Origin of the sequence: Acinetobacter sp. YH12239, from assembly GCF_013417635.1 — a bacterium.
Taxonomy (GTDB): domain Bacteria; phylum Pseudomonadota; class Gammaproteobacteria; order Pseudomonadales; family Moraxellaceae; genus Acinetobacter.
This window is the reverse complement of the sequence record NZ_VPDP01000008.1, coordinates 63,122-85,379: the sequence shown is the minus strand read 5'-3', so window position 1 is coordinate 85,379 and position 22,258 is coordinate 63,122. Positions and strand designations below refer to the sequence as shown.

The 22,258-nt window shown below is 39.0% G+C and carries 21 protein-coding genes; 10 read left to right on the top strand and 11 right to left on the bottom strand.

Annotated features, from left to right (window positions below):
- Window positions 1-122: 122 nt before the first annotated feature.
- Window positions 123-845, top strand: a complete 723-nt coding sequence (locus tag FTV17_RS08905; protein ID WP_179998985.1) for a folate-binding protein YgfZ — start codon at window positions 123-125, stop codon at window positions 843-845.
- Window positions 846-1,022: 177 nt separating this feature from the next.
- Here the strand turns inward: FTV17_RS08905 and FTV17_RS08900 are convergent, their stop codons facing one another.
- Window positions 1,023-1,727, bottom strand: a complete 705-nt coding sequence (locus tag FTV17_RS08900) for an aspartate/glutamate racemase family protein (protein ID WP_179998984.1) — start codon at window positions 1,725-1,727, stop codon at window positions 1,023-1,025.
- 212 nt (window positions 1,728-1,939) lie between these two features.
- Here FTV17_RS08900 and FTV17_RS08895 point away from each other — a divergent pair, with 212 nt between their 5' ends.
- Window positions 1,940-3,376, top strand: coding sequence for an NCS1 family nucleobase:cation symporter-1 (locus FTV17_RS08895; RefSeq protein WP_179998983.1), 1,437 nt, complete (start codon window positions 1,940-1,942; stop codon window positions 3,374-3,376).
- A gap of 61 nt (window positions 3,377-3,437) precedes the next feature.
- Here the strand turns inward: FTV17_RS08895 and FTV17_RS08890 are convergent, their stop codons facing one another.
- The 3 genes from FTV17_RS08890 to FTV17_RS08880 all read right to left on the bottom strand — a co-directional run bounded on the left by FTV17_RS08890 (window position 3,438) and on the right by FTV17_RS08880 (window position 5,627).
- Window positions 3,438-4,625 (bottom strand): MFS transporter, encoded by a 1,188-nt coding sequence (locus FTV17_RS08890; RefSeq protein WP_179998982.1) that lies wholly within the window; start codon window positions 4,623-4,625, stop codon window positions 3,438-3,440.
- A 27-nt stretch (window positions 4,626-4,652) separates the two neighbouring features.
- Window positions 4,653-5,216: a TetR/AcrR family transcriptional regulator gene (locus tag FTV17_RS08885; RefSeq protein ID WP_179998981.1), complete on the bottom strand. Its 564-nt coding sequence runs from the start codon at window positions 5,214-5,216 to the stop codon at window positions 4,653-4,655.
- Window positions 5,217-5,381: 165 nt separating this feature from the next.
- Complete coding sequence (locus FTV17_RS08880; RefSeq protein WP_092767507.1) at window positions 5,382-5,627, bottom strand: hypothetical protein; 246 nt, start codon at window positions 5,625-5,627, stop codon at window positions 5,382-5,384.
- A gap of 288 nt (window positions 5,628-5,915) precedes the next feature.
- Between FTV17_RS08880 and FTV17_RS08875 the strand changes: the two genes are divergently transcribed.
- Entirely contained in the window at window positions 5,916-6,716 is an 801-nt protein-coding gene (locus tag FTV17_RS08875; RefSeq protein WP_179998980.1) for a tetratricopeptide repeat protein, read from the top strand.
- Between the two features lie 108 nt (window positions 6,717-6,824).
- Here FTV17_RS08875 and FTV17_RS08870 read toward each other — a convergent pair whose 3' ends face one another.
- Complete coding sequence (locus FTV17_RS08870) at window positions 6,825-7,748, bottom strand: AEC family transporter (RefSeq protein WP_179998979.1); 924 nt, start codon at window positions 7,746-7,748, stop codon at window positions 6,825-6,827.
- 97 nt (window positions 7,749-7,845) lie between these two features.
- Window positions 7,846-8,964 carry an NADH:flavin oxidoreductase/NADH oxidase gene (locus FTV17_RS08865; protein WP_179998978.1) on the bottom strand — a complete coding sequence of 373 codons (1,119 nt, stop codon included), beginning with the start codon at window positions 8,962-8,964 and terminating at the stop codon, window positions 7,846-7,848.
- Window positions 8,965-9,211: 247 nt separating this feature from the next.
- Between FTV17_RS08865 and mutM the strand changes: the two genes are divergently transcribed.
- Both mutM and FTV17_RS08855 read left to right on the top strand, forming a co-directional pair.
- Complete coding sequence (gene mutM, locus FTV17_RS08860) at window positions 9,212-10,066, top strand: bifunctional DNA-formamidopyrimidine glycosylase/DNA-(apurinic or apyrimidinic site) lyase (RefSeq protein WP_179998977.1); 855 nt, start codon at window positions 9,212-9,214, stop codon at window positions 10,064-10,066.
- Entirely contained in the window at window positions 10,063-10,347 is a 285-nt protein-coding gene (locus tag FTV17_RS08855; protein WP_179998976.1) for a peptidylprolyl isomerase, read from the top strand. The genes mutM and FTV17_RS08855 overlap by 4 nt, the downstream gene beginning before the upstream one ends.
- A 161-nt stretch (window positions 10,348-10,508) precedes the next feature.
- Here FTV17_RS08855 and mscL read toward each other — a convergent pair whose 3' ends face one another.
- Window positions 10,509-10,943: a large conductance mechanosensitive channel protein MscL gene (mscL, locus tag FTV17_RS08850; protein ID WP_035270698.1), complete on the bottom strand. Its 435-nt coding sequence runs from the start codon at window positions 10,941-10,943 to the stop codon at window positions 10,509-10,511.
- Window positions 10,944-11,175: 232 nt separating this feature from the next.
- A complete protein-coding gene (typA, locus tag FTV17_RS08845) occupies window positions 11,176-13,008 on the bottom strand; it encodes a translational GTPase TypA (protein WP_179998975.1) in 1,833 nt (610 codons plus the stop codon).
- 177 nt (window positions 13,009-13,185) lie between these two features.
- Here typA and FTV17_RS08840 point away from each other — a divergent pair, with 177 nt between their 5' ends.
- The 3 genes from FTV17_RS08840 (at window position 13,186) to FTV17_RS08830 (ending at window position 17,102) form a co-directional block, all read left to right on the top strand.
- Window positions 13,186-14,550 (top strand): uracil-xanthine permease family protein, encoded by a 1,365-nt coding sequence (locus FTV17_RS08840; RefSeq protein WP_179998974.1) that lies wholly within the window; start codon window positions 13,186-13,188, stop codon window positions 14,548-14,550.
- A 61-nt stretch (window positions 14,551-14,611) separates the two neighbouring features.
- Window positions 14,612-15,637 carry a class I SAM-dependent methyltransferase gene (locus tag FTV17_RS08835; RefSeq protein WP_179998973.1) on the top strand — a complete coding sequence of 342 codons (1,026 nt, stop codon included), beginning with the start codon at window positions 14,612-14,614 and terminating at the stop codon, window positions 15,635-15,637.
- A gap of 10 nt (window positions 15,638-15,647) precedes the next feature.
- Window positions 15,648-17,102: an amino acid permease gene (locus tag FTV17_RS08830; RefSeq protein ID WP_179998972.1), complete on the top strand. Its 1,455-nt coding sequence runs from the start codon at window positions 15,648-15,650 to the stop codon at window positions 17,100-17,102.
- A 48-nt stretch (window positions 17,103-17,150) separates the two neighbouring features.
- Here FTV17_RS08830 and FTV17_RS08825 read toward each other — a convergent pair whose 3' ends face one another.
- Both FTV17_RS08825 and omp38 read right to left on the bottom strand, forming a co-directional pair.
- Complete coding sequence (locus FTV17_RS08825) at window positions 17,151-17,609, bottom strand: OmpA family protein (RefSeq protein ID WP_179998971.1); 459 nt, start codon at window positions 17,607-17,609, stop codon at window positions 17,151-17,153.
- Between the two features lie 108 nt (window positions 17,610-17,717).
- Window positions 17,718-18,770, bottom strand: coding sequence for an outer membrane protein Omp38 (gene omp38, locus FTV17_RS08820; RefSeq protein ID WP_179998970.1), 1,053 nt, complete (start codon window positions 18,768-18,770; stop codon window positions 17,718-17,720).
- 450 nt (window positions 18,771-19,220) lie between these two features.
- On the opposite strand from omp38, the gene FTV17_RS08815 reads away from it, so the two are divergent.
- Window positions 19,221-19,673, top strand: coding sequence for a GspH/FimT family protein (locus FTV17_RS08815; protein WP_179998969.1), 453 nt, complete (start codon window positions 19,221-19,223; stop codon window positions 19,671-19,673).
- Between the two features lie 101 nt (window positions 19,674-19,774).
- On the top strand, window positions 19,775-20,950 hold the full coding sequence (locus FTV17_RS08810; protein ID WP_179998968.1) for an acetyl-CoA C-acyltransferase: 1,176 nt from the start codon (window positions 19,775-19,777) through the stop codon (window positions 20,948-20,950).
- Between the two features lie 158 nt (window positions 20,951-21,108).
- Here the strand turns inward: FTV17_RS08810 and FTV17_RS08805 are convergent, their stop codons facing one another.
- On the bottom strand, window positions 21,109-22,095 hold the full coding sequence (locus FTV17_RS08805; RefSeq protein ID WP_179998967.1) for a diaminopimelate dehydrogenase: 987 nt from the start codon (window positions 22,093-22,095) through the stop codon (window positions 21,109-21,111).
- Between the last annotated feature and the right edge of the window lie 163 nt (window positions 22,096-22,258).

Genomic DNA, 22,258 nt, shown 5'->3' with positions numbered 1-22,258 from the left:
GGGTTTTTGAAATATTTTGTTTCAAATAACGCAGATAAATAAGCAGTTATGTGCTTTTTTTTGAAAAATAGTGGAAAATTGGGATAATTCTTTAGTATTAGATTCAGATTCGAGCATAGAAAATGAACAATTTATCTTTCTCCTCATTTACGCTTAATGGCGTGGATGCTCAAAAATTTTTACAAGGTCAAGTGACGTTGCATGTTGAGCGCCTTGAAGAAAATATCACGCGCTACACAGCAATTTGTGATTTAAAAGGTCGAATTCACTTTGGTTTATGGCTAACAAAGCTGAATCCTGAAAGCTTTGTCATTGTAACCACTCAAGATCAAGCTGAAGAATTTTCCAAACACATTAAAAAATTTGGTGCTTTTTCCAAAATGAAACTTGAAGAAGCAGGTCAGGTCTATCCTACGCTTGAAGGTGACACCACAACGTTCTCAGCAGAAGTAACAGATATTGCCGCTTGGCAAGTTCAGGCCATTCAACATGGTCAAGCTTACATTGATCAAGCCATTGAACACGTGTTCCAACCCCAAGAACTTCGTTTACATCAACGTGAAGGCGTTCACTATGACAAGGGTTGTTACTTGGGTCAGGAAGTGATTGCACGTTTATGGTTTAAAGCTAAACCGAAAGCGTGGTTACATTTAATTCAAGGTACAGGTGCTGTACCTGCTGAAGCTGAACAACTCGATAAAAGTGTACAAGTCGTCAATAGTGCGCCATTCGAAAACGGTTATATCGCTTTGGTGGTGGCACGCCCTGAAGCATTAGCAGAGTTAGACGTGACTGTTTTAGATTTGCCTGAGTATTTAAATGGTGATGTGGCTAGACCACAGTAAGCTTGAAATAATTATTGAGCTAAAAATTTACACGACATAAAGGAAGAATGCCAAACTAATCAATATGACAGTTTGGTATTCTTCATGAAATCTAAATCCCTATTTTTTTTCTATATCTAAAATTAGATCTTTTGAGGGTGCGAATAAAATCCTTTTCACTTCAAGGTCAGTTCTTTATCATTTTTTTCGCGGAAAATTATAATCTCCCCACTTACTGGTTTTGAGGCCCATACCATGTAAACCCTCAACCAACTTAACCGCAGCACGAACACCATCAATAATCGGGATATTCAGCTCTGCACTAACTCGCTCTGCCATTTCAGCCATGCCTCCACAACCCAGTACAATCGCGCCAATTCCATCATTATTTTTAGCTTGAGTACAGCTTACTAAAAGTTGTTGATAGGCAAAATCAGGATCTTGCTCTAAAGCCAAAACAGGTAAATCAATACAACGTATTTGAGCACAATGATCTCTAAACCCATACTCATTCAATAAATGCTCAGCGATGATTTTCGTCCGTGCCAATGTAGTGACAATTGAAAACTTGGTCGCGACCAAGGTCGCCATATGAAATGCAGCTTCAGCAATTCCTATTACAGGTGCTTCGGCAAGTTCACGTGCTGCATGTAAGGCAGGGTCACCAAAACACGCAATAATATGACCATCAACGTTTAATTCTTTACCTTGTTGGATTAAATCCAACACACCGATGGCAGATATTGCTTCATCATAATGCCCCTCAATTGAGGCTACGCCCTTTTTTGGACATACTGCTAAGATTTCTGTACCCATATTTGCTACATTTTGGGCTGCTTGACCAATAATTTCTGTCATTGCAGCACTCGTATTGGGATTGATCACTTGAATTTTTAGAGACATAAGATCGTTACACTTTGAATTTCATAAGAAAATATTAGTTTTTTTATCAACAAAAAATTGCAATAAAAAATTGAACATAAATATCTAGCAATTTTTAAACCAAAAGAGAAATATAAAATATTTTATTAAATAACAATATCTTATATTTATTATTTTATCATTTGGCATAGTTTCTGCTCAGAACAAAGTAGCGAAACAATGTGAATATTAAAATGAATCAAGAAAATTATAGTCCTAAATTAACCAATGCCGATCTTGCGCCCGCAAAACAAAATTGGTCTTGGTACAACATTTTTTCATTTTGGATGTCTGATGTTCATAGTATGGGGGGATATGTCGTAGCTGCGAGTTTATTCGCACTCGGTCTTGCAAGCTGGCAAGTGTTTATCGCCTTAATTGTCGGTATTGTAATTGTACAAATTGCTGCAAATTTAGTCGCAAAACCCAGCCAAGTCTCTGGCGTACCTTATGCGGTCATCGCAAGACAATCCTTTGGCGTGTTCGGGGCAAATATCCCCGCACTTATTCGGGGAATCATTGCCTTAGCATGGTACGGTATTCAAACTTGGCTCGCTTCAAATGCACTCATGATCGTCGCGCTCAAATTTTTCCCAAGCTTGATACCTTTATCAGAAATCAGTTTTGCAGGACTTTCAGCGATTGGTTGGATCTGTTTTGGATTGATGTGGGTTTTACAGGCTTTAGTCTTTTGGAAAGGAATGAATGCGATTCGTGTATTTATTGATTGGGCTGGACCATTAGTTTATGTGGTCATGTTTGCGCTTGCAGCTTGGTTAGTTGCACAAGTGGGCTGGTCAAATATTTCTTTCAATTTAGGCTCGAAAACGCTCACCACCTCTGAACAAGTTACACAAACCATTATTGCAATTGCTTTGGTCGTTTCTTATTTTTCAGGTCCTTTACTCAATTTTGGTGATTTTTCGCGTTATGGAAAATCAATGCAACAGGTTAAAAAAGGTAATTTCTGGGGACTTCCATTTAACTTTATTTTCTTCTCATTAATCACTGTGATAATTGTTTCAGGAACTTATAGCTTATTCGGCAAAATGGTGACTGACCCGCTAGAAACAGTCGCAATGATTGATAATACTTTCGCAGTTGTTTTGGGCTTATTAACAGTATTGACTGCCACTATTGGTATTAATATCGTGGCGAATTTCGTTTCTGCTGGGTTTGATTTTTCTAATATTTTCCCACAGAAACTCAGTTTTAGAAGTGCCGGTATGATCGCAGCGGTCGGTTCAGTTCTCATTACACCTTGGAATTTATTTAACTCTCCTGAACTGATTCATTATACCCTCGATGTATTGGCTGCATTTATTGGTCCTTTATTCGGGATATTAATTGCCGATTTCTATTTTGTTAAAAAACAGCAAGTGATTGTTGAGGATCTTTTTAACGACAAAAAGGATGGCGCATATTGGTATCGAAATGGATTTAATCCAAAAGCAATTGGGGCACTTGCACCAGCTGTTGTGATTTGCTTGACGTTTACCCTTGTACCTTTGTTGCAAGTTTTAGCACCATTTAACTGGTTCATCGGTGCATTTTTAGGTGGAACGTTCTACTATTTCCTCGCTCGAGATGCAAAACAAAAAGTCCACGTCACCAAGAAAAAAGTAGCTTAATTAGAAAGCCTCCTTAACGGAGGCTTTTTTAATCTAAGAGTTATCAAACCCCAAATGCAATTTAATCAATCTTCTCAACCATCTTTTTAGAAACATATTTTTGATAAAACAATAGAGTCAAAATCACCAACACTGCACAGCACAAGTACATAAATTCAAAGCTCCATTGTGCGATAACTAATCCCATTACAACTGAACCAACTGCCAGACCAATATCAAAACAAATAAAGAATGTTGATATTGCATGCCCCATCCGTTGTTTATCTACAGTTTGAATGGTGAGCGTTTGCAAACAAGGAAATACTGAGCCATATCCAATTCCAATAAAAATTGCAGATAACCACAACATCCATTGATTATTGACTAGTGTTACGACCACAAGCCCAATCGCAAAAAATATAAAAGATGGAACGATAACAGCACTCGGACCTTGACGATCATAAATTTTACCAACCCAAGGTCTTACAATTAACATCGACGCCGCAAACAATATAAAAAATACACTGGTGTACGCCAGCAGTTGTTTGCTCTCACTATAAACCGTAATAAAACTGGTAATACTCGAGTAAGCAAAAGCTGTAAGTAAAGCAACACCACTTACAGCAAAAACTTTAGGCTCAAGAAAATCGTCTAGCTTAAAACCTTTTTTATTCATTTTATTTTGCTGAGGTATCTGATTCGCTGGAATATTTAATAGCCAGCTAAAAATTAGACCTAAACTGATGAGCACCGCGAGAGCACCGAATAAAATTTGGAAGCTATAAAATTGAATCATGGTGAGCGCAATTAACGGTCCAAATACCACACCTAGGTTAGTGGACATCACATAATAGCCCATGCCTTCACCTTTACGATGCTCAGGAATAAAGTCATTCGCGACTGGAACAGCCACAGTGGTCAACACACTAAACCATATCCCATGCAAAAATCGTATAAGCAACAATGACCACATGTTATCAATAAATAAATAAGCAAATGCAAAGACCGCAAAAAACGTGCTCGATCCACGCATAGTGAGTCGCTTACCCATTTTTTGAATGATCATGCCTGAAAATGGTCGTACTGCTATTGATGAGGCGAGAAAAAGCGTTAACGCTAATCCTGCTTCTTCAACTGATCCCGCTAAGTCCTTCACAATGTAAATCGGAAGGACAGCCAACATGGCAAAGTAGTAAATAAAAACAAATAAATTATTTAATACACACAAGATAAATGAACGATTCCAAAGTCGTTCGGTGGTTACACTCATGAAAATCTACTCTTGTCGCATTAATGTTTAGGCTTGAGGACGTAATGGATCTAAACTCAGTTTGACCAATTGACGGATATAGTGCTCATCAGGCAAATGATTAAAGAAAATAATTTGGTAATGAATAGGACCATACAGTCGATCAAGTACCAAATCGTAGTGATCATGTTCAATCAGCTCCCCCGCCTCAATCGCCTGTTGGATCAGTTGATGCAGTTGAACTCGTTTAGGTAACAAATATTGCTTGAAGAATGTTGCAGCCAATTCACGATGATTCGCCATAACCACCAACATCGCTCGTCCCACTGGATGATCTAAAGCCTTAGCCAAATGAAGCAATTGCTGATTAAGATTTTGTTCAAGATCGAGTTCTGACTCAAACTCAAAAATTGAGAGTGTGAGCTCTTTAAAGGTGTCCAGAACCAATTCAGATTTATGTGACCACCATCGATAAATAGTCGACTTTCCCACCCCAGCACGTGAAGCAATGTCTTCTACTGTCAGTTGGTGATATTCCACTTCATTCAAAGCCTGTTTGACTGAAGCTAAAATACATGATCGACGTCGTGCACTTTTGTCTTCACTTGACATGAAATCAACCTCAAATAAAACGATACGTTTCGTATCGTTTTATAATAAAGTGTTTTTGTTGATTATGAAAATAAGACCAAGGCATTAGATGGAATAAATTTTAACTGTCAATCGATTGAGAGATGACACATAAAAAAACCTCCTATACCGCTAGGAGGTTTTATTTTAAAAGCCATGAAATAGTTTATTCATATCCTTCACCACATAATCTTTAAAATGAAATGCTCTCGCGTGTTTAGCATCAAACTTTACGGTTAAATCACCTTTTTGGAATACGTACACTCGATTCTCCTGACTCACTAAATACTGCTCGCCAAGTTTCAATAAGAGCGCATCTATCTTTTGTTCATCTGGGATTGAATCATCTTGAAAAACTTTATCGTAATTACGTTTAATGCCTTTTATAAACATCGTTGACCACCTCATTGCACAATGCGTATTTAAGCAAAACCATCGAAGAACTACTAGTGGATTAAAATTTTGGTTAAATCCATATATTCAAGGCTGAACAACATAAATCCAGTGTCTTTCATAGGCTTATACTGCAATACACACTTTATTCACAAAGCGAAGCTAAATTTGAAGGATGTATACATATTCTATATTTACATTCACACAATTCGGACTATGATGAAATAGTGTGAAACTCTATTTACATCAGATAAATAGGGTTGCTTTTAAGATAGGTATAAAACAATTATGAAAAAAATATTATGTGGTGCTTTACTCGCTGTAGCCACCTCATTTAGTTTCGCTGCCGCACCAGTCGATCCTGCATTCAACAAAGTACAGGAACTGATTCAAGCAAAGAATTACAATGCGGCCTACCAAGAACTTGAACGCTTATCAAAAGCTGGGAATCCCCAAGCGACTTATAACTTGGCATATCTGACCCAAGCTGGTCAAGGAACCAAACAAGACAACAAAAAAGCAGTACAACTTTATGAACAAGCTGGCACTGCAGGCTATCCTCTAGCCAATTATGTATTGGCGCAAAACTATGCCACTGGTGGCTTGGGTCTGACCAAAAATGAAAAAAAATCTCGTGAATACCTAGATAAAGCTGCAGCTCAAGGTTTTGAAGATGCTATTGTTGAATCTGCTGTTCTACTGTTCTCTGAAGGCAAAGAACAATCTGATAAGCTCGCGTTACAAAAACTTGATCCTTTAATTAAGAAAGGAAGTTATCCAGCCATTCATGCTCGTGCTTTATACGATATTTCATTAGGCTTCAAAACCAAAACTGAAGCGCCTGTGAAAAAAGGTTTAGCGAGCATTCAAGATTTAGGTAAAAAAGGATACATCCCTGCGCTTATGGCCATTGGTAACATGTTCGTAAACGGAAATATCGTTCCGCAAAACTTACCTGAGGCAAAAAAAATATTTAGTGCTTTAGCAGATGAAAATATTCCTCAAGCCAAGGAAAATCTAGCGATTGTGAATAAACTGATTGCTGAGAATGCAAAAAAACCTGCAGCAAATACGAAAGCTAAATCTTAAGCATTAATTTAAATTTTAAATCGATGCTCAAATACAAAAACCCTATCGCAAGATAGGGTTTTCTTATATGAAAAGGATATTTATGATTACATTCTAAGTTTTATTCAATTACCACCATAAAATAATTAATCCAGCAGTCACAATAAATCCAATGACTGTACTCATCAATAAAGGTGTAATTGCACGATCATTGAGTCCATATGCTTGTCCCAGCATTCCAAATAATGCAGGTGTAGGTAAAGCTGCAATCAATGTCCCGACATACACGATATCCATCGGTGCTTGAGCAATAAATCGTAGAGTCAAATACATGAATATTGGAAAAATAAAGTTGGATGATAGAACAATATAAAGACTCTGCTGGTTGACATATTTTAAGGTTAAACCTGCGACGCTCCCGCCAATCACAAATAACGCCAAAGGAGATGCCGTCTGACCAATCATTAAGAAAACTTGATCTATATAATGCGGCAGTTTAACCTGAAAAACCGCGCACACAATTCCGATTACCACACCAATAAACAATGGATTTTTACATAAGTTTATAAAGTTATTTTTTAATGTATTGAGTACTGCTTGCTGATTTTGAGCTTGCAAGCCCGCAATAAATAAAGCTGCTGGAACAAGAAAAACACTTTCGATAATTACAATTAAAGAAGTAAAAGCAAGCGCAATATGACCAATCAATAGACTTAAAATGGCCGTACCAAGTAGTCCAGTATTAGACATTGACGCTCCAATCGAGAGGATGGCAGCATCACTTAAATTGTTTTTAAAATGCTGTGTCAAAATCCATAAAGCGATTGCAAATACAAAGGCGGTCACCACAATATAACTGTAAAAAAGTTCAGGTTGCCATATCGCATCAAGATCTTTTGATGAAAGTGCTTGTAAAAATAGAGCAGGTAAAGCAACTCGAATGACGAATGTCCCGACAATGGAGACTTGTTCCTTGCTAAGTAAATTCAGTTTAACCGAGGCATATCCCGAAAAAAGCAGTAAAAAAATCGGAATAATGACCGATAAAACCATGACTTAGCATCCCTAGCTATTGTATGAGTTAGTCAAATTATCATACAACAGCCGTCATTACTCAGGATGACTTTTTAAGTATACCTTTATGCCTATTTTATCTATCAGCATATGGCTTAAATAATGATTTCACATCATGCGGTTGGCAACGTAAGTATTGTGGACTGATTTCAACTTCTGCTTTTAATTCTGCAGCAGCATGCCATGGCCATCTTGGATTGAATAGTATTGCCCGTGCGAGCCCGATTGCATCAGCTTTGCCTTGTTGTAAGACATCTTCAGCCTGTTGAGGTTCAGTGATCAGCCCAACAGCAATCACTGGAATGTCTACGTGTTTCTTGATTGCTTCCGCAAATGGAACTTGGTAATTAGGACCAATCTGAATATTTTGATCGACATGTAATCCACCAGATGATGCATGGATATAAACTGCACCAAGTTTTTCTAATGCTTTTGATAAACCAATTGAGTCATCAATATTCCACCCCTTTTCTTGCTCCATCCAGTCTGTTGCAGACAAACGAACACCGATTGGATAGTTGTCTGGAACAGCATTTTTGATCGCCTGAAAAACCTCTAAAGTCAAACGGATGCGGTTCTCAAAACTCCCACCATATTCATCTGTTCTTCGATTAGATAAAGGTGACATAAATTGATGTAATAGATAACCATGAGCCGCGTGGACTTCGATGAGATCAAAACCTGCATCTACGGATCTGACTGCTGCAGTTGCAAAGTCATCGATAATTTTTTTGATTTCATCGATACTTAATTCATGAGGTGCCTGATCATCTGGATTAAATGGTAAATCACTTGCAGATACCGTTTGCCAGCCATGTTCATGATTCGATGAGAATTGACCACGTCCCAACCATGGTTTATCAGTTGAAGCTTTACGTCCCGCGTGCGCTAACTGAATGGCGATTGGCGTTGGAGCAATCGATTTTACCTTATCAATCAATGCTTTTAATTGTGCACGTTGTAAATCATTCCATAACCCCAAATCTGCAAAACTGATACGACCTACAGCTTGTACCGCTGTTGCCTCAATAATATATAATCCAGCACCCGACAATGCATAACTCGCCCATTGTTGCTCATGCCAAAAACTATGCTCCCCTGCTTCATTCGCAGAATACTGACACATGGGAGCAATAATAATTCTATTTTTGAGTGATAAATTTCCGAATTGAATTGGCTCAAATAATTTTGCCACACTGAATCTCCCTGATTTTAAATTGATTTATTTGTAGAAGTGTACAACGCATTTACGTGATAAATCATCTAAGTTCATTTCATCATTGAATGCTTTAAAAAACATTTTAAAACTTAACCATGAAGGCACTAGATGGATTGTGTATCATATTCTGTTCAAGCGTAATATCTTGTAGTTCACTCGATGCTGCTTGCAATATCCTCATTTAACCCAATATTTTTCTACTCGCCCATTTAACAGAGTTTCCATGCCTGAATTACCTGAAGTTGAAACCACTAAAACCAGCTTGCTCCCTTTGCTGAATCAAAAAGTACTTTCTGTTCAAGTCAATAATTCAAGTCTGAGATGGCCTATACCAAATGATGTAAATCAATTGGTCGGTCAACGACTGATAGGGCTAACACGTCGATCCAAATATATTTTGGCACAATTTGAAAATGCGACCATGTTATGGCACTTGGGAATGTCAGGAAGCTTTCGTTTAAGCGATTCACGTGATGCGCTGAGAAAACATGATCATTTCATCATACAATTCGATGATATCCAATTACGCTACCACGATCCTCGTCGTTTTGGTTGCATTTTATGGCTAGATGATCATGCTCAAACCAAACTTTTAGATACGCTTGGACCTGAACCTTTAAGTGAATCTTTCAATGCTGACTATCTAGAGCAGAAATTTAAAAATAAGAGCGTTGCAGTCAAAGTTGCAATTATGGATAACCATATTGTTGTGGGTGTTGGAAATATTTACGCAACTGAAAGTCTGTTTAATTTGGGCATTCATCCTGCACAACCCGCCTCTAGTCTTACACGGCCACAAATTGAAAAATTTGTCATTGAAATCAAACGAATCCTTAAGCAAGCAATTGATTTAGGCGGATCTACTTTACGTGATTACACCAATGCCATGGGCGAAAATGGCTATTTTCAACAAACGCTATTGGCTTATGGGCGCGCTGGTGAAATGTGCATCAACTGTGAAACAACTTTAGAAAATATTAAGCTCGGGCAACGTGCTTCTGTTTTTTGCCCTGAGTGTCAACCGCTTAAGCGACCTCAAGTCCTAAAGAGTCCTTTATCAAAGGTAAAATCCAAATGAAATCAGCAATTGTTCGGCATATTTTAGTCAAAGATAAAGACCTGTGCATACAACTTAAACAAAAGCTTAAAAACGGTACTGATTTTGCTAAAATTGCTAAACAACATTCAACTTGCCCCTCTGGGAAAAAAGGAGGGGAATTAGGTGAGGTGAAGAAAGGACAATTGGTTGGTCCTATCGATAAGGCAGTTTTTAGTTTGGCTGAACGTGAATTACATGGACCAATTAAGAGTCAATTCGGCTGGCATTTACTCGAAATTAAATTTCGTATGGATTTTTAAACTTCTTGGATTTCCCTCTCCTTTTAGGAGATGAGAAGCATCGCTTCGCAAGGGAGAGCTAAGAATCAATACCTCCCAGCCTCCCTTTGACAAAGGGCGATTTAAAAAAATAATGAGATATAAAAAACGGCGCATTTAGCTCCGTTTTCATTGCAAAAGCATTAACCTTTACGTTTTAATTCGTCACGAATTTCACGAAGTAATTCGATATCTTCTGGAGTAGCTTCAGGTGCTGGAGCTTCCTCCTCTTGCTTACGACGCATTTTATTCATCAATTTCACTAACCAGAATACCACCCATGCAAGCAGGATAAAGTTGATGAGAATCGTCAAGAAATTACCGTAAGCCAAAACATTTAAACCCGCTTCTTGAGCGGCAGCAAGCGTTGTAAGGTTATTTGGATTATCGCCTAATACGACAAACCAATTTGAATAATCTACATCACCGCCTAAGATCCAACTGATAATTGGCATGATGACATCTTTCACCATTGAATCGATGATTTTACCAAACGCCCCACCAATGATCACACCGACCGCCAGATCCATTACATTGCCTTTTACGGCAAATTCTTTAAACTCTTTAATAATGCTCATTTTTTCTCCAAAATTTTTCTATGCATTAATGTGACATAATATACATTATTCTTAATAATATTTCCGTCTAAACTCGTTGGTTTTCCACCAAAATCATAAGTATCTCTGTTTAAATAAACAAGATCTTGTCCAAATCAACTACAACAATTCAACAACTTTTATTTCATATCTTAAATGATGTAGTCAAGATATAAAAAACCGCTCTTTTGAGCGGTTTTTTTATTTAAATCAATTAAGATTTATTACGTTTACGTTCATTTTCAGTCAACCAACGCTTACGAATACGAATTGATTTAGGTGTAACTTCAACAAGCTCATCATCTTGAATAAATTCAAGTGCTTGTTCTAACGTATATTCAATCGCAGGAACAAGTGTTAATGCATCATCAGTACCTGATGCACGAACGTTTGTTAATTGTTTCGCTTTAGTTGGGTTTACAACCATATCGTCTGAACGAGAGTTGATACCAATGATCATACCTTCGTAAACTTCTAACTGAGGTTTAGCGAATAGACGACCACGGTCTTGTAAACTGAACAATGCATAGCCCAAGCATGTACCTTGAACCATAGAGATCAACACACCGTTTTGACGTTTTGCAACAGAACCTTGTTTCATTGGTCCATAGTGCGAGAAACTTGAGGTCATGATCCCAGTACCTGAAGTCATGGTCATGAATTCTGAACGGAAACCGATCAAGCCACGTGAAGGTACAGTTGCTTCAATACGAATACGACCCTTACCATCGACTTCCATATTGGTCATTTCACCTTTACGGTTACCCATTTGCTCCATCACAGCACCTTGATGCTGTTCTTCTACGTCAAATGTTACGTTTTCGTATGGCTCTTGCATTTCGCCGTCAATCTCTTTCAAGATTACTTGCGGACGAGATACACCCATCTCGAAGCCTTCACGACGCATGTTTTCAATTAATACTGAAAGATGAAGTTCACCACGACCAGACACTTTGAAACGGTCAGGACTGTCTGTATCTTCAACACGAAGTGCTACGTTGTGAATTAATTCACGATCTAAACGCTCACGGATGTTACGTGAAGTAACAAACTTACCTTCTTTACCCGCAAACGGTGAATTGTTTACTTGGAATGTCATAGAAACTGTAGGTTCATCTACAGAAAGCGGTGGTAACGCTTCAACTGCTTTAGGATCACAAATCGTGTCAGAAATATGAAGCTCGTCCATACCTGTTACACACACGATATCACCAGCAGAAGCTGACTCAACATCGATACGCTCTAAACCGTGGTAACCCATAATTTTCAAGATACGACCGTTACGAGTTTTACCTTCTTGATCAATCACAGTTACAGGAGTGTTCAATTTCACTGAACCACGTTGAATACGACCAACACCGATAACACCAACGAAGCTGTTATAGTCAAGTGAAGACACTTGCATTTGGAATGGGCCATCAACGTCTACTGCTGGTGGTTCAACGATGTCTACGATTGTTTGGAACAACGGAGTCATGTCTTCAGCCAGTTCTTCTGGAGAAGGACCTGCTACACCACGAAGACCAGAAGCATAAACCACAGGGAAGTCTAACTGTTCGTCAGTACCACCAAGGTTATCGAATAAATCGAATACTTGATCGATTACCCAGTCAGGACGCGCATTAGGCTTGTCAACTTTGTTGATAATTACGATTGGTTTCAAACCACGTGCGAACGCTTTTTGCGTTACGAAACGTGTTTGTGGCATTGGACCTTCTTGTGAGTCTACCAAAAGAAGTACACAGTCAACCATCGACATTACACGTTCAACTTCACCACCGAAGTCGGCGTGTCCCGGGGTATCCACGATGTTGATACGGTATTCAGTATCAGTACGTTTATCTAACCATTTGATTGCAGTGTTTTTTGCAAGAATGGTAATACCACGTTCACTTTCAATAGCGCCTGAATCCATGACACGCTCGATCTCACCCGCGCGTTCACCCAAAGCACCTGATTGTTGTAAAAGTTTGTCGACAAGAGTCGTTTTACCATGGTCGACGTGTGCGATGATGGCAATATTACGGAGAGTTTTAATATCTGACATGTAAATTCGATACGCTTTAAATTTGAGGGCAAATTATACAGAAAAATCCTAAACTTTTATAGTGACTGTTTCTTTACAATTTCATTTTTTTTGACAAATGGTTATGTTTCGGTTTTGTAAACCCATGTAACTCGATTAGAATGTCGGCACTTTCGCTTAATCTAGATGGTATAAACCATGCCCGCTCCCGACCAATCTCAAGAACCGAAACTCGATCTTGTTTATGGTTTAGACGATAAACCAAAACCGTTCATCGCTTTTCTCGCTGCAATTCAGCATTTACTTGCCATTATTGTTCCGATTGTTACTCCTGGTCTATTGATCTGTTTGGCTTTAGGTGTTTCTAAAGAAGATACAAATATGATCCTTTCCATGTCATTGGTAATTTCAGGAATTGCGACTTTCTTGCAAAGTAAAAAGGTTGGTCCTTTCGGTGCAGGCTTACTGATTGTTCAAGGTACAAGTTTTAACTTTATCGGTCCTATTATTGGGATTGGCTCAGCAATGGTTGCCGCGGGAACTCCAGTTGAAACTGTTATGGGTTCAATTTTTGGTGTCGTGATTGCAGGCTCATTCATTGAAATGGGAGTTTCTCGCATATTACCATGGGTAAAAAAACTCATTACTCCACTTGTGACTGGTATTGTTGTACTCCTCATTGGCTTAACCTTGATTAAAGAAGGTTTAATCTCAATGGGTGGTGGTTACCAAGCGATGAGTAATAACACTTTTGCCAATACAGACAATCTTATTATGTCTTGTACTGTCTTGGCATTAATCATTCTCTTAAACCGCTTGAATGTAACTTGGGTAAAGAGTAGTGCGATTTTGATTGCACTGATCGTGGGTTATGCACTAGCAGGCTTCATGGGCCATTTAGATTTTTCTGGCTTAGAAAATGCACCTTTGGTTCAAGTTCCTACACCAATGCACTTTGGTTTAGACTTCTCTTGGAGTTTATTTATACCAATGGCATTTATTTATCTGGTTACTTCATTAGAAGCGATAGGTGATATCACCGCGACCTCTAAGTTATCCAATCAGCCTGTTGATGGTCCGAAATGGATGGAGCGAATTAAAGGTGGTGTACTCGTCAACGGTGCAAACTCCTTACTCGCTGGTTTATTTAATACTTTCCCGAGTTCTGTTTTTGCTCAAAACAATGGTGTTATCCAATTAACTGGCGTCGCTAGTCGACATGTGGGTATATGGATCGCCGCTCTTTTAGTCATTCTAGGTTTACTACCAGCAGTGGCTGCCATCATCCAAGCTGTTCCTCAAGCTGTACTGGGCGGTGCTGTCATGGTGATGTTTGGGGCTGTTGCGGCATCTGGGATTAATATCCTTTCTGGCATTCAACTTGACCGCCGTGCATTGCTTATTATTGCAATTTCACTTGCCCTCGGTTTAGGTGTTGCTCAAGTTCCACAGATTCTTGAACATATGCCTGAACTCATTCGTAATATATTTAGCTCTGGTGTAGCAACTGGCGGCATTGCAGCCTTGATCTTGAACTTCGTTCTACCTGAAGCAAAAAAATAATTTAGATTGAATCAAAGACTGCCCAGCATTGTCTGGGCTCTTTTATTCTGTGGAGAAATATATGGTTCCTCAAAGTGAAGTTGTTATTCGTCAACATAACTTTCTGAAAGGTCGAATATTATTAGTCAATGCACCAACTGATGACTTAACTACTCAGCTCGATAAAAATATTCAGGCTTCAGTATGGACATGGAACTATAACGACTTTCTATTTTTCCAAAATCAAAATATTCCTGTTCATTTTGGGACGGATATCCCTGAAGCAGAATATGATCAAGTCATTATTTTTGTACCTAAAGCCAAAGAGCTTTTGAATTACTTACTACACAGTGTGGTATTAAAACTCGGTCTTGGTGCATCAATTTTTCTTGTAGGTGAAAAGAAAGGTGGCGTTGAACGAGCAGCAAAACAACTCGTTCCATTTGGCAAATGTGTCAAACTTGATAGCGCTCGTCATTGTCAAATGTGGCAATTAATAATCGATAAGACTCCTACGCCTCGATCTTTAGAAAATTGGGCTCAACAATATACAATTCAAACACCGAATGGCGAATTACAGATTTATGCTTTACCTGGTGTATTTAGTCAAAATAAACTTGATATTGGTACAACTGTATTTCTCCCCTACCTCAATCGAGTGAGTTCAGGTAAAATCGCTGACTTCGGTTGTGGTGCTGGCATTATCAGCGCATATTTAGCCAAATTGAATCCCAAAAATCGTATTTTTGCGCTTGATGTGGATGCTTTTGCGCTCGCCTCTACCCGCCTAACATTTGAAAAAAATAATTTGTCACCAGAACAGCTCGAAATCAAAGCTGTGACTGGCATTGAAGATGCACCACTATTTTTACATGCCATCGTCAGTAACCCTCCTTTCCATCAGGGTATATACACTGATTACAATGCGAGTGAGAATCTTTGTAAGACATCACGTCGCCATCTAAAGTCTGGTGGTGAACTTTGGATCGTGGCAAATCGTTTTTTAAACTATCCAACTCTCATTGAGCAAAATTTTGGTCAATGTGAAACTTTGACTGATCAACAAGGCTTTAAAGTACTGTTTGCAAGTACTCAAAAGAAATCATAAGGAACTTTCGATGAGCGAAACCGGTCAACTTAAGCGAAAGCTTGGAGCACGCCATCTTAATATGATCGCCATTGGTGGTTCTATCGGTACAGGACTATTCCTAGCTTCGGGTGCAACAATTGCCAATGCTGGCCCTGGTGGTGCATTACTTGCCTATTGTTTAATTGGCGTAATGATTTACTTCCTCATGACCAGCTTAGGCGAACTCGCAACACACAATCCAACGTCAGGTGCTTTCTTCACCTATGGCACCAAATATGTCGAGGGTGGATTTGGATTCGCGTTGGGCTGGAACTATTGGTACAACTGGGCGATAACCGTCGCATTTGAACTCGTTGCAGTTCAATTCATCATGAAATTTTGGTTTCCTGATATCCCAGGTTTCTATTGGAGTGCCATTTTCCTTGCGATCGTTTTTGGTATTAATGCCTTAACAGTCAAAGGCTTTGGTGAGTCTGAGTTCTTTTTCTCACTCATTAAGGTTCTTGCCATAATTGCATTTATCATCATTGGTATTTTCATGATTGCCAAAATCATGATGACACCAGATGTTGCAACTTTCGCAAATTGGTCGAAGGGTGAAGCGCCATTTGTAGGTGGTTTGTCAGCATTAATTGGTGTTGCGATGATCGCAGGATTCTCATTTCAGGGTACTGAAATGGTTGGTGTTGCCGCTGGTGAGTCGAAAGATCCGAAGAAAACCATTCCTATTGCGATTAAACAGATCTTCTGGCGTATTCTCTTATTCTATATCGTATGTATTTTTATTATCGGCACATTGATTGCGTATGATGATCCTCGTTTAATGCAAGCCGCATCAGATGAAAATATTGCATTATCACCTTTTACTTTACTCTATGAACAAGCAGGCTTCGCTTTCGCTGCAAGTGTCATGAATGCGGTCATTCTTACCGCTATCCTTTCTGCTGGAAATTCAGGAATGTACTCTTCCACGCGAATGCTGTTTGATATGGCAAAAAATGGAAGTGCACCTAAAGTGTTCTCTAAACTTGATGGTCGCGGTGTTCCAATGAATGCACTTTATGCTACGACAGCAATTGCAGCACTATGCTTCCTGACGACATTTATCGGTGAAGAGGAAGTATTTAATTGGCTCCTCAATATGTCTGGTATGTGTGGCTTTATCGTATGGCTTGGGATTGCAATCTCTCATTACCGATTCAGAAAAGGCTATTTGGCTCAAGGGTATAAGTTAGAAGATCTAGCATATCGTGCAAAGTTCTTCCCTTTTGCACCGTGGTTCGCCTTTATTCTTTGTGCAATCGTGGTATTAGGTCAAAATTATCAAGCCGTACTTGATGGTGAATGGATTGCTGTCATCTCCACTTATATTGGGATCTTCTTATTCTTAGCAATATGGCTAGTTTATAAGTTCAAGTACAAAACCAAGTTGATTCAATATCAAGATATGGATGTGAAACCGATTCCAGTCGAACAAGATTAATAAAAAACAGCTCAAATTGAGCTGTTTTTTTATTATTAGATTCTGATCTTATTGTATTTTTAAGGTTAAATTCACTCGACGATTCAATGCTCGCCCCTCTTCTGTTGTGTTATCCGCAATTGGCTGGTTTGGACCATAGCCTTGAGTCGAAATTTGTTTAGGATCAACATTATATTGCATCACCAATTCATTACGGACAGCATTTGCTCGCTCAAGTGATACTTTTTGATTCGCGGCTACAGACCCTCGATTATCTGTATGTCCATCTACTTGAAGCACAAAGCTTTTATTCTGCGCCAAAATTTTCGAAGCTGCTGTTAAATAAGGTTCATATCGGACATCGATTTGACGGGAATTGTGATTAAAATACAGCGGTAGACCTTGTTTTAATTCATTTAGTATCTTTTGATCCAAGTCTTGTACAGCAGTAGTTGATTGTATCTTTGTCGTTGTACAAGCTGTCAAAGTTAAAGCAATGCATAAGCTTGCTATTAAACTATATTTCATCTTTATTCTCATTGTGTTGTTGATTATATTTTGTGAAATATATCACATTTATAAAAAATGGGTAAAAAAAACAGCTCCTAAGAGCTGTTTTTTACAATCTAGTAAAGATTATTGAGCTGCTGCTTCAGGTTGAGCAACTACTGTACGGCTACCAGAAATCGTAGCGAATACACGACGGTTCATCGCACGACCTTCTTTAGTTGCGTTGTCAGCAATTGGTTGATCCCAAGCGAAACCTTGAGTCGCTAAACGAGAAGCGTCAATGTTGTATTCGCTTACAAGAGCAGATTTCACAGAGTTAGCACGAGCTAAAGATAAACGTTCGTTCAACGCACGCGGACCAGTATTATCAGTGTGACCTTCAATACGAGCAGTTGCATTTGGATATTCGTTTAATTTTTCAGCTACTTTAGCAATTTCAGGCTTGTACTGATCTTTGATGTTAGACTTGTTCGTATCGAAGAATACGCGAAGTTCCATGTTAAGGTCTTCAGTCAACTCTTGTGGAGCTGGTTGAACTGGAGCTGGAGCTGGTTGAACTGGAGCAACTTCTACGACTTCAGCAGCTGGCTTCAAGTGACCACCTAAAACTACGTTAAGACCAGCAAGTGCTGTATAGTTCCAGAAATCTTCGTCGATGTTATAAGTTGCACGAGCTTCTGTACGAACAGATAGAGCATCGTTTAAGCGCCAGAAAGCACCTACACCTGCATTACCTAAAGTACCTTCGTCATCTTTAAGATTTACACCATCGTATTCATATTTGTAGTGACCAGCACCTAAAAGAACGTATGGCTTAATTTTGCTGTCATAGTTCTTAGTGATTAAATCAGAAGTAACATAGAAGTTACCATTGATTTGAGTTTGCTTATACTCGCCAACATCATTACCAGTAATTGTGCCTTCGATATCACCTTTTACTTGGTTATATTCAGCTTCAAAACCCAACCATGGAGTAAGTTCAATACCTAACGAAGCACCAACGAATAAATCGTCTTGTAATTCGATAATGCTGTCAGATAAGTGATCAGCAGCACCGTTGTTGTGTTGAGTGTCTTGGAATGTGTAACCCACTAATAGTGGAGTAACAGTTACACCAGCATTAGCAGCAGCGAATGGAGCAGCAACAAGCATAGCAAGTGCGATACGACTCAATTTCATGGATATCCTCCAGAGATAACAATTGTTTTTCAAGCTCAGCCTAAAATAATTATGGCTTCCTGAGATAGGCTTTTTTATACCCCAGTATTTTTTTTAAGCTACTCATGTTGAATCATACAAACACTTAAAGTGAATTCCAAGTGTTTGATTACTTTAATCAAGTAAATTATTGACAAAATTACTTACAATTTCCGTTGTAATTCGGTAATTTTTTACTCAATTTTTCCGCATGAATAACTTATCTTTTCATTTTTGGTATATTAACAGCATTCAAAGGTGATAGTAATCATTTTTTAGCACTTCAGCTTATAATATAACTTCACCAATATTATCTATAAATTCAAATAATTAACAAATACTAGAAGCTTTAAAATGTATTCCTATTGTAAATCTCTTGCTTTTACCCTTTTAGAACTCATTTTCACGATCGTTATTCTTAGTATTCTTGTAATGATAGCACTCCCTCATTATCATGAATTTCGTGAAAATCAAGAAAGAGCTCAAATTCTTAGCACGGTGCGGCAGGCCATCAGCCAAGCTAAAGCCAATGCCGTAAGTTACCGAAGCCCTGTGATTATCTGTGCTTCTCAAGATTTCAAATCATGTACGAACAGTCAGTGGCATAAAGGGTTTATCATCTTTCTAGATCAGAATCACAATCAACAATTCGATCCTCACGAAAAGCTTATTCAAGCAACTTCGACAGATTACCAATATGGTGATTTCAGTTGGAAAGGTGGTGTTACCAGCAAGAATACGATCACCTTCCAACCAGACTCTGGTTTACCACGTGGATCAATGGGACATTTCAAATACTGTGCATATTCAAATAAATCAAATCTAATCGTTAGACTTTCAATGATGGGACAGACTCGTCTTGAAGAAACTAAGACATGTGAATGACAACTTATTAGTCACATTTTACACACTATAGCCAATATTAATTGGCCTGATATTACATATACTCAAGCTGTAAAACAAAGCTAAATAAATTGGAGAGAATAATGACTGATATCGTCATCCTTAATGGTGCACGTACAGCAATGGGCGGCTTTCAGGGAAGTTTATCAAGTGTGACTGCACCAGAACTGGGTGCAGTGACCATTACAGAGGCTATCTCACGCTCAGGCTTGCAACCAGCAGACATTGAAGAAGTCATTATGGGTTGCGTTTTGCCTGCAGGTTTAAAACAAGGCCCTGCTCGCCAAGCCATGCGCAAAGCTGGACTACCTGACTCGACAGGTGCAGTGACAATCAATAAATTATGTGGGTCAGGCATGAAAGCTGTGATGCAAGCAGCTGATATGATTAAAGCTGGTTCAGCAAATTTTGTGGTTGCAGGCGGTATGGAGTCTATGACCAACGCTCCTTACATCTTACCTAAAGCACGTGGTGGTTACCGCATGGGTCATGGTGAAATCAAAGATCATATGTTCTTCGATGGTTTAGAAGATGCTGAAACGGGTCGTTTGATGGGCTCATTTGCTCAAGATATGGCCAACACTAAAGGCTATACCCGTGAGCAAATGGATGACTTTGCAATACGTTCATTAAAGCGTGCTCAAACTGCGATTAATGAAGGCTACTTCAAGGATGAAATCGTCCCTGTTACTGTGTCAACTCGTAAAGGAGATGTCGTTGTAGATAAAGATGAGCAACCTTTTAACGCAAACATCGATAAAATCCCAACACTTCGCCCAGCTTTTGCTAAAGATGGTACGATCACTGCTGCCAATGCCAGCTCGATCTCTGATGGTGCTTCAGCCTTGGTTATCAGCTCATCTGAGCAAGCACATGCAAAGGGTTTAAATCCTTTAGCCAAAATTGTGGCATATGCTTCTAATTCACAACATCCGTCTGAATTTACGATTGCACCAGTCGGTGCAATCCAAAAGGTTCTCGATAAAACAGGTTGGAATGTTACAGAGGTTGACCTTTGGGAAATCAACGAAGCCTTTGCGATGGTGACCATGTGTCCTATTGATGAATTCAAACTTGACCCTGAAAAAGTAAATATCAACGGCGGAGCATGTGCTTTAGGACATCCAGTAGGATCTACAGGTTCACGGATTATTTTAACGCTAATCCATGCACTTAAACGCACAGGTGGTAAACGTGGTATTGCTGCGCTTTGTATCGGTGGTGGCGAAGCAACTGCAGTGGCGATTGAGTTAATCTAAAGCGTCTAAAGCCCCTATTTTTCAAAGAGGGGCTTGAGGGAGATTTAAATCATCAATCCCCCCTACCCCCTCCTTGACTCAAGGAGGGTAAATAAAAAAGCCTCTACTTAGCTAGAGGCTTTTTTCTCTATTCAAAGCATAACTTTGAATTATTAGACTTAAAGAATTTCTTTACGTAGTTGCTCTGGAGATTTCATTGACAATAAGCCTGGTGCAACGTCAAATGCAGTTTTCGCGCCATATTGACCCATTTGATTCATGCGGTAGCATGCACGTGCATAAGCCACAAGTACACTTGCAGTAAACTCAGGATTGCTATCTAATTTCAACGAAAACTCCATTACTTGAGTCTGCTCTGCACTACCATTACCACTGCGAATGACAAATCCACCGTGCGGCATACGATTATGCTCGTTACGAAGTGTTTCTTCATCAATGAAGTTCACAGTCGTATTGTAATCTGCAAAATAGTCTGGCATGGTCACAATCGCTTGCTTTACGGCTTCAGCGTCAGCACCATCCTCAAGCACGACATAACACTCACGTGTATGTTTATCTTTAGTCGCCAATACAGGACGTGAACCACTACGAACCTCGTCAATCGCATCTTGTGATGGAATTGTATATTGGACACCTGCTTTAACACCCGCCACACGGCGAATCGCATCTGAGTGACCTTGGCTCAAACCTTTACCCCAGAAAGTATAGGTTTCACCATCTGGTAATAATGCCTCACCAAATAAACGATTAATTGAGAACATGCCTGGATCCCATCCAATCGAAATCATTGCCGTTTTTTTGTTAGCAAGTGCAGGCTCATTCACTGCTTCAAAAAACTCAGGAATACGTGCATGCGTATCAAAACTATCTACTGTGTTGAATTTACTTGCCAATTCTGGTGTTTGTTTTGGAAGATCATCTTTAGATCCACCACATAAGATCAACACATCAATTTTGTCTTGAAGGTCATTTAAGTCATCCATATGAAAAACTTTCGTGTCACTAAAGCAAGGAGACACTGATTCAGGTGCACGGCGTGTAAAAATTCCCACAAGCTCTAAATCTGGGTTCTTTTGAATTGACGTTTCAACGCCACGACCGAGGTTGCCATAACCGACAATACCAATACGAATCAAATTTTGCATAACAACTGCTTCACTATTTAAATGATGGCAAGATCACTAGACTGAGTACTAAACATATACAGCAAAACAGTCTGATTGAATGGAGAAAAACCCGCACCAAAAATGATCAAATGAATACTAACATACTACAATAAACTGCACTTTTTTGGAGCAAATTTATCAT